The organism is Nocardiopsis chromatogenes YIM 90109 (genome assembly GCF_000341185.1).
Classification (GTDB): Bacteria; Actinomycetota; Actinomycetes; order Streptosporangiales; family Streptosporangiaceae; genus Nocardiopsis_A; species Nocardiopsis_A chromatogenes.
Window position 1 is genome coordinate 1 of record NZ_ANBH01000335.1, and the last position, 3,401, is coordinate 3,401.

The window sequence follows — 3,401 nt, forward strand, 5'->3', positions numbered from 1 at the left end:
CACCAGCTGGCCCCGTCGCCGCCGAGAACAGTAATCGCGCACACGCCCGCCACCCGGCAACGCTGCCGGAAGGGCCACCGACCTGTTTCGTCGCCGCCCTCTCCCTTGCACCCCGCCAACCCGTCGCCCGGCCGGGAGCGGTGAGCGGGGCACCTGCTCGGCCGTCGCTGTTCGCGGCGACCGTCCGCACGCCCGCTACCCGACGGCGCTGCCGGAAGGGCTGCTGGCCTCCTTCGTCGCTGTTCTTCCGGCGACCACGTACACGCCCGGCAAACGGCGACGCTGTCGGAAGGGCCACCTGCCCTGGTCGTCGCTGCTGCTTTTCCTTGCACCCCGGCGGCCTGCCGCTCGGCAAGCAGCCTTAAGCGGGGTACCTGCTGGTCCCGTCGTTGCCCAACCACGGCGACCGTCCGCACGCCCGGCGGTCGACAACGCTGCCTTAAGGGCCGCCGGGGTGGTCCGGAACGGCCGGAACGGCCTTGGAACGGCCCCGGAATGGACGCCGTGCTCGGTCCGGTCCGGGCTTCCGGTCCCGTCGTGAAACGACGGCGCCGCCGCACCTTCGGTGCGGCGGCCCCCGTCGTCCCGGGCCCACGGCCCGTGCTACTTCTTCGCGACGCCGTCAGCCTCCGGGCCGGCGCCGACGCCTGCGACCTCCTCGGTCTTGGCCTTCGCGGCCTCCTTGGCCTCGCGGGCCTTGGTCTGGACCTGCTCGCGGGTCTCGCGGACCTGCTCGCGGGCCTGGTCCAGGTTCTCCTGCCACTCGGCGTCCTGGGCGGCCTTGCGCAGCCGGATGGCGCCGTACACCGCGGCGGCGCCGAGTGCGGCCACCCCCACGAACACCACGGCCTTGGGCACGCGGCGGCCGCCGTGGCGGGGCCGGGNGGCGGGTCCGGTTCGGCTCCACCCGCTGGGCGGCGGTCGTGAGCAGGTCGGCCACGCGCGGAGCGACGGTGTCCTCGACCCGCAGCGCGGCGGTCTCCAGGCGCGGCGCGGTCCAGCCGCGGGCGCGCAGCAGGCCGCGTTCGGCGCCTGCCCGTGCCTGGTCGGCGTAGGGCCCCAGGCGCTCCCTCTGCTCTCGGGCGAGGTCCTGAAGACGCGCCATGGCCGCCTCCGCGTCCATCTCCGCCTTGCGACGCTTCATCTGGATGGCCACGGTGAACTCCCTTTCTCCGAAGGATATGGACAACCCCCTGCCCGCTCGCGCCGGTTTCCATGCGTCCGGGCGGGGTCATGCCGCCCACACCGGCGATCGCCCCTTCGCCGGGGTGGGGCTGAACGGGCGTTATACGCGCGTTATATCAACATAGGTGTCTCAAGGCGGACACCGGGCGTTCAACACGCTTCCCACTCCCTCCCCTCTTCCCTCTGACGCCGCAGGTCGCCCGGGCGTTCCGGGCGGGGCGAGAGGGCGGGGTCGGGCGCGGCGGCCCGGACGGCCCCGGAGGGCGAAGGCTTCGGGACGCCCGCCCTGCGCCCGGTACGGTGGGGGCGTAAGCAACGGCAATGGAAAGGGACGCGGGTGACCGACGTCAACGGCCGGCCCAAGGCGCGGCTGAACACCAACAAGGGGACGATCGTCGTCACGCTCTTCGCGGACAAGACCCCCGAGACGGTCGACAACTTCATCGGGCTCGCCGAGGGCACCAAGCAGTGGGTCGACCCCACCACGGGCAAGCCGAGCAGCGGCAGGCTCTACGACGGGACGATCTTCCACCGGGTCATCGAGAACTTCATGGTCCAGGGCGGCGACCCGCTGGGCAACGGCCGGGGCGGCCCCGGCTACAAGTTCAAGGACGAGTTCCGCGACGACCTGAAGTTCGACCGCCCCTACCTGCTGGCGATGGCCAACGCCGGGCCCAACACCAACGGCTCGCAGTTCTTCATCACCGTGGGCACCCCGGACTGGCTGAACAACCGGCACACCATCTTCGGCGAGGTCGCCGAGGGCGCCGAGATCGTCCAGGCCATCTCCGAGGTCGCCACCAACCCGCAGGACCGCCCGCTCGAGGACGTCGTCATCGAGTCCGTCGAGATCGAGCGCTAGGCCCCGGATGGCCGCACACCCCACCCCTTCCTCCGGGCCGGGCGCGGCTCCGGTGTGCTACCGGCACCCGGACCGCCCGGCCCGCATCACCTGTACCCGCTGCGAGCGGCGCATCTGCCCCGACTGCATGAACGACGCCTCGGTGGGCCACCAGTGTCCCGAGTGTGTGGCGGAGGCCAACCGCAGGGTGCGCACCCCGCGCACGGTCTTCGGCGGGCGCCCGACCGCGGCCCCGTACGCCACCTGGACGTTCATCGGCCTGATGGCGGCCGGGTACCTGCTGCAGACGGTGAACCCGAACATCACCGGTGCGTTCGGGATGAACGCCCTGGCCGCGGTCTTCACCGGCGAGTGGTACCGGATGATCACCGCCGCGTTCCTGCACGGCGGGCTCATGCACCTGTTCTTCAACGGGTTCGCGCTGTACGTGGTCGGAAGGCAGCTGGAGGCCTGGCTGGGGCACGTGCGGTACGTGGCGCTGTGGGTGCTCAGCGCCCTCGGCGGATCGGCGGTCACCGTGCTGGTGACCGCCGTGACGGTGCTGGCGACCGGCACCGTCGAGCCGCAGCTGTCGGTGGGCGCCTCGGGTGCGGTGTTCGGCCTGTTCGGCGCGGTGCTGGTGCTGGGTCGGCGGCTCGGCCTGGACACCCGGTTCGTCCTGCTGCTGTTGGCGGTGAACCTGGTGATCACGTTCCTGCCGGGGCTGAACATCGCCTGGACCGCGCACGTGGGCGGCCTGCTCACCGGTCTGGTGCTGGGCGCCGGGTTCGGCTACCTGCCCCGGGGCGGCCAGGGGCGCCCCGGGAGCGGCTCCCGCTCGGGGACGGTGCACCTGCTGGTCGCCGCCGGGTGGGCGCTGGTGGTCGCGGCCGTGGTGGTCGCGAGCGCCGTGGCGCTGTTCGGCGCGGTCGGGGCCGCCTGAGCGGTCCGGACCGATGAGGGGCGGGACGCGGGTCCCGCCCCTTCGCCGTGTCCGGGAGGGCGGACCTGCGCGCGTGCGGGGCACGGCCGCACGATGGTCGGTTCAGGGCAGGGGCCGGGGCCCGCAGCGCCGCCGCGAGTGGAACCTCACAGCCTGTGGACAACCATGTGGACAGAACCGTGCCGGGTTGTGGACAAACGTCCGATTCCCCCTACTGGGCAGGGGAAACGGGGTCAATGCCAGCGTGTGGACAAGATGACGCAGATGATGATCCCGCCGAAGCCGATGGCCAGGTTCCAGTTGCCCAGGTCCGCCATGAACGGGATCTTCCCGTCCACACCGGCGATGTAGTACGTGGCGATCCACAGCACGCCGGCGATGCCGAACGTGAGCATGGTCGGCCCCAGCCAGCGCGGGCTGATCTTGGGCTTG

At 72.1% G+C, this 3,401-nt stretch carries 3 protein-coding genes and 1 pseudogene; 2 read left to right on the forward strand and 2 right to left on the reverse strand.

All coding sequences use genetic code 11. The annotated features are described in order from the left end of the window. Positions 1-603: 603 nt before the first annotated feature. Positions 604-1,156 (reverse strand): annotated as a pseudogene (locus D476_RS34960) (hypothetical protein). 366 nt (positions 1,157-1,522) lie between these two features. Here D476_RS34960 and D476_RS0128985 point away from each other — a divergent pair. Continuing rightward, positions 1,523-2,047, forward strand: a complete 525-nt coding sequence (locus D476_RS0128985) for a peptidylprolyl isomerase (protein WP_017627385.1) — start codon at positions 1,523-1,525, stop codon at positions 2,045-2,047. Between the two features lie 7 nt (positions 2,048-2,054). Continuing rightward, a complete protein-coding gene (locus D476_RS0128990) occupies positions 2,055-2,969 on the forward strand; it encodes a rhomboid family intramembrane serine protease (RefSeq protein WP_017627386.1) in 915 nt (304 codons plus the stop codon). A 233-nt stretch (positions 2,970-3,202) separates the two neighbouring features. Here the strand turns inward: D476_RS0128990 and D476_RS0128995 are convergent. Further along, the coding region (locus D476_RS0128995; protein ID WP_017627387.1) for a cell division protein CrgA at positions 3,203-3,401 on the reverse strand (199 nt) is incomplete at its 5' end.

Coding starts and splice junctions, on each gene's coding strand:
- D476_RS0128990 (WP_017627386.1), top strand. CDS start 2,055: ATGGCCGCACACCCCACCCCTTCCTCCGGGCCGGGCGCGGCTCCGGTG.